This is a genomic window from Micromonospora endophytica (assembly GCF_003236305.1).
In the GTDB taxonomy this organism is placed as follows: domain Bacteria; phylum Actinomycetota; class Actinomycetes; order Mycobacteriales; family Micromonosporaceae; genus Micromonospora; species Micromonospora endophytica.
In genome coordinates this window covers 1-3,570 of sequence record NZ_POTX01000387.1, presented here as the reverse complement: position 1 = coordinate 3,570, position 3,570 = coordinate 1, and the positions used below count along the sequence as shown (strand labels likewise).

4 protein-coding genes are annotated in these 3,570 nt (G+C 69.3%); 1 reads left to right on the top strand and 3 read right to left on the bottom strand.

Features of this window, described 5'->3' with window-relative positions:
• From C1I93_RS29505 to C1I93_RS29495, 3 genes are all read right to left on the bottom strand, one after another.
• Positions 1 to 232 (bottom strand): OsmC family protein (locus tag C1I93_RS29505; RefSeq protein WP_369007961.1); only part of this gene is annotated, 232 nt, incomplete at its 3' end.
• Between the two features lie 49 nt (positions 233 to 281).
• A complete protein-coding gene (cydB, locus tag C1I93_RS29500) occupies positions 282 to 1,280 on the bottom strand; it encodes a cytochrome d ubiquinol oxidase subunit II (protein ID WP_111246527.1) in 999 nt (332 codons plus the stop codon).
• Between the two features lie 14 nt (positions 1,281 to 1,294).
• Positions 1,295 to 2,707 (bottom strand): cytochrome ubiquinol oxidase subunit I, encoded by a 1,413-nt coding sequence (locus C1I93_RS29495; RefSeq protein WP_111246526.1) that lies wholly within the window; start codon positions 2,705 to 2,707, stop codon positions 1,295 to 1,297.
• A gap of 176 nt (positions 2,708 to 2,883) precedes the next feature.
• Here C1I93_RS29495 and C1I93_RS29490 point away from each other — a divergent pair.
• A partial coding sequence (locus C1I93_RS29490) for a lysophospholipid acyltransferase family protein (protein ID WP_111246525.1) occupies positions 2,884 to 3,570 on the top strand: 687 nt, incomplete at its 3' end.

Sequence of the window (3,570 nt, the reverse complement as noted above, 5' to 3'; positions counted from 1 at the left end):
GGTGTAGGTAGGCCAGCAGGTGGCATTGGGCCAGGGCGGCGAGGAGGAGTTGTTCCGGGTTCCAGCGGGTCGGGTCGCCGCGGAAGGTGGGGTCGGAGCTGCCGGGGATGGTGGGGCGGCCGTCGGTGGTGATGTCGTGGTCGCGGCGGTAGTCGCGGTAGCCGCTGGTGCCGGTGCCGAGGTTGCCGGTCCAGGTGACGGTGGTCTGGTAGGTGTGGGTGTGCAGGCGCATGGCGTTGATGGTGCCGGATCGGGCCGGTGTTGACCGGCCCGATCCGGGGTCAGTGTGTGGGGATGTGTGCCACGCCGATGCGTTTGCGGAACACCCAGTAGGTCCAGCCCTGGTAGGCCAGCACGATCGGGGTGAAGAAGACCGCCACCCAGGTCATGATCGTGAGGGTGTAGGGGGTGGAGGCGGCGTTGGTGGCGGTCAGGGTGCCGGCGGGGTCCAGCGTGGAGGGCAGCACGTTGGGGAAGAGCGCGGCGAACAGGGTGGCCACGGCCAGGCCGATGGCCACGGCGGTGCCGGTGAAGGCCCAGCCCTCGCGGCGTACCTTGGCGGCGGCGAGACCACCGACCAGGGCGATGGCGGCGCCGGCGGCGAGCACGACGGCGGCGGCGCTGGAGCGGATGGTCAGGGTCCAGGTGAGGAAGGCGACCGCGAGCAGGGCGGTGGCCACGCCGAGGCGGACGGCGAGGGCGGCGGCGCGGTGGCGGATGTCGCCGACGGTTTTGAGGGCGATGAAGACGGCGCCGTGGGTGGCGAAGAGGGCCGCGGTGGTGGCGCCGCCGAGCAGGGCGTACGGGTTGAGCAGGTTGAGTAGTCCGCCGGCGTATTCGTGGTCGGCGTCGAGTGGTACGCCGCGCAGGATGTTGGCGAAGGCGACGCCCCACAGGATGGCGGGGATGAGGGAGCCGAAGAAGATGGCTTTGTCCCAGCGTTGTTTCCAGGTGGATTCGGGGCGTTTGTGGCGGTATTCGAAGGCGACGCCGCGGGCGATGAGGGCGAGCAGGATGAGTAGGAGGGGTAGGTAGAAGCCGGAGAAGAGGGTGGCGTACCACTCGGGGAAGGCGGCGAACATGGCGCCGCCTGCGGTGATGAGCCAGACCTCGTTGCCGTCCCAGACCGGCCCGATGGTGTTGATCATGACGCGGCGTTCGCGGTCGTCGCGGCCGAGGACGGGTAGCAGCATGCCGACGCCGAAGTCGAAGCCTTCGAGGATGAAGTAGCCGGTGAAGAGCACGGCGACGAGGAGAAACCAGATGGTGGTCAGTTCCACGGTGGGGCTCCGGGTCAGTAGGCGAAGGCGAGGGGGCGGTCGGTGTCGTCGGTGTCGTCGGGTTCGGGGTCGGGGGTGACGTCGGGTACGCCGGCTTTGGCGTAGCGGATGAGGAGTTTGACCTCGATGACGGCGAGGGTGGCGTAGATGAGGGTGAAGGCGGTGAAGCTGGTGAGGACTTCGGCGAGGGAGACGCTGCGGGAGACGCCGTCGCGGGTGAGCATCTCGCCGAAGACGATCCAGGGTTGGCGGCCCATCTCGGTGAAGATCCAGCCGAAGGAGTTGGCCAGCAGCGGCAGGATGGGCATGGCCAGGCCGGCGCGCAGCAGCCATTTGCTGTTCGGGGTGCGGCCCCGGCGCTGCGACCAGAGCACGAGCAGCGCGATGGCGGCGGCGGCGAGCCCGAAGCCGATCATGAATCGGAAGCTCCAGTAGGTGACCGGGATGATCGGGGTGTAGCTGCCGGGGCCGTACTGGGCGGTGTAGAGGGCTTGCAGGTCGTTGATGCCGTGGACGGTGCCGTTGGGGTCGCCGGTGCCGAGGTACGACAGCAGGTACGGGATCTTGAGGGCGAACAGTTCGCGGCTGCCGTCGAGGCTGCCGATGGTGAGTACGGAGAACGAGGCGGGGCTCTCGGTGGTGTAGAGGCCCTCGGCGGCGGCCATCTTCATCGGCTGCACCTGCGTCATGATCTTGCCTTGGATGTCGCCGGTGATGACGACGGCGGTGGCGGCGATCAGGGTGACCCAGGCGCCGAACTTGGCGGCGAAGCGGTAGGCGGGGGTGTCGGTGCTGTCGCGGTTGCGGATGAGGTGCCAGAGGGCGACCGCCACCAGCAGGGATCCGGCGACGAGGAAGGCGCCGGCGATGGTGTGCGGGAAGGTGATCAGGGCGACCTTGTTGGTGAGTACGGCGACGAAGTCGGTGAGTTCGGCGCGGCCGGTGTCGGGGTTGTAGCGGTAGCCGACGGGGTTCTGCATGAACGAGTTGGCGGCGAGGATGAAGTAGGCCGACAGGTTGGTGCCGATGGCGGCGGCCCAGATGCTGGCGAGGTGTAGGCGTTTGGGCAGTCGGTCCCAGCCGAAGATCCACAGGCCGATGAATGTGGATTCGAGGAAGAAGGCGACCAGGGCCTCGATGGCCAGGGGTGCGCCGAAGATGTCGCCGACGAAGCGGGAGTAGTCGCTCCAGTTCATGCCGAACTGGAATTCTTGCACGATGCCGGTGACCACGCCCATGGCGAAGTTGATCAGGAAGAGTTTGCCGTAGAACTTGGTGAGTTTGAGGTACTTCTCGTCGCCGGTGCGGTGCCAGAGGGTCTGCAGGATGGCGACCAGGACGGACAGGCCGATGGTCAGTGGCACGAAGAGAAAGTGGTAGACGGTGGTGACACCGAACTGCCAGCGGGCGACGTCCAACGCGTCCACCTGCGACCCCCAGGCTAGTCATACTACAAGACGTAGTAAATACTACCGGTCGTCGTAGAGGATTCGGCAGGGGCGGTGGGCCCGAACCGGCCCGGGACCAATGACCCTGATCACCCCACCGTCCGGCCCGCCCCGGGCACCGCCGGTGACGCCGAGCGTGCGACCATGTCCGGCTGATGGACCTCGCCCACTCCCCCTGGCGACCGCCGCTGATCTGGCGCGCCGCGCAGGTGCTCGCCCGCGTCGTGGTCGCCCTGCTGGCGCGACTGGAGGTCACCGGCGACATTCCGGCGCGGCTGCGCGGCGGGCCGCTGATCCTGGCCGCCAACCACATCAGTCCGTTCGACCCGATCGTGCTGACCGCCGCCTGCCGGACCCGCCGGATCGCGCCGCGGATCATGGCCACCGGCGGGTTGTTCCGGGTTCCGGTGATCGGCGCCGCCATGCGCGCCGCCGGGCACATCCGGGTCGATCGGGGCACCAGCGGCGTGCACCGGGCCCTGGACGACGCCGCCGCGGCTGCCGCCGCGGGCGCGGCGATCCTGGTCTACCCGGAGGGCCGCATCGGTCTGGACCCGGGCCTGTGGCCCGAACGTGGCAAGACCGGCACCGCCCGGCTCGCCCTGGCCTGCGGCGCGCCGGTCATCCCGGTGGCCCAGTGGGGCAGCCACGAGGTGCTCCCCTACCAGGCGCCGAAGGGGCTGCTCGGCGGCGTGCTCCGCGCGATGTGGCGTCGCCCGCGGGTGCGGGTGCACTTCGGCGCCCCGGTGGCCCTGACCGACCTGACCCAGGGTGATCCGGGTGTGGCCCGCCGGGCCACCGACCGCATCATCGACGCCCTCACCGACACCCTGGCCCCGTTG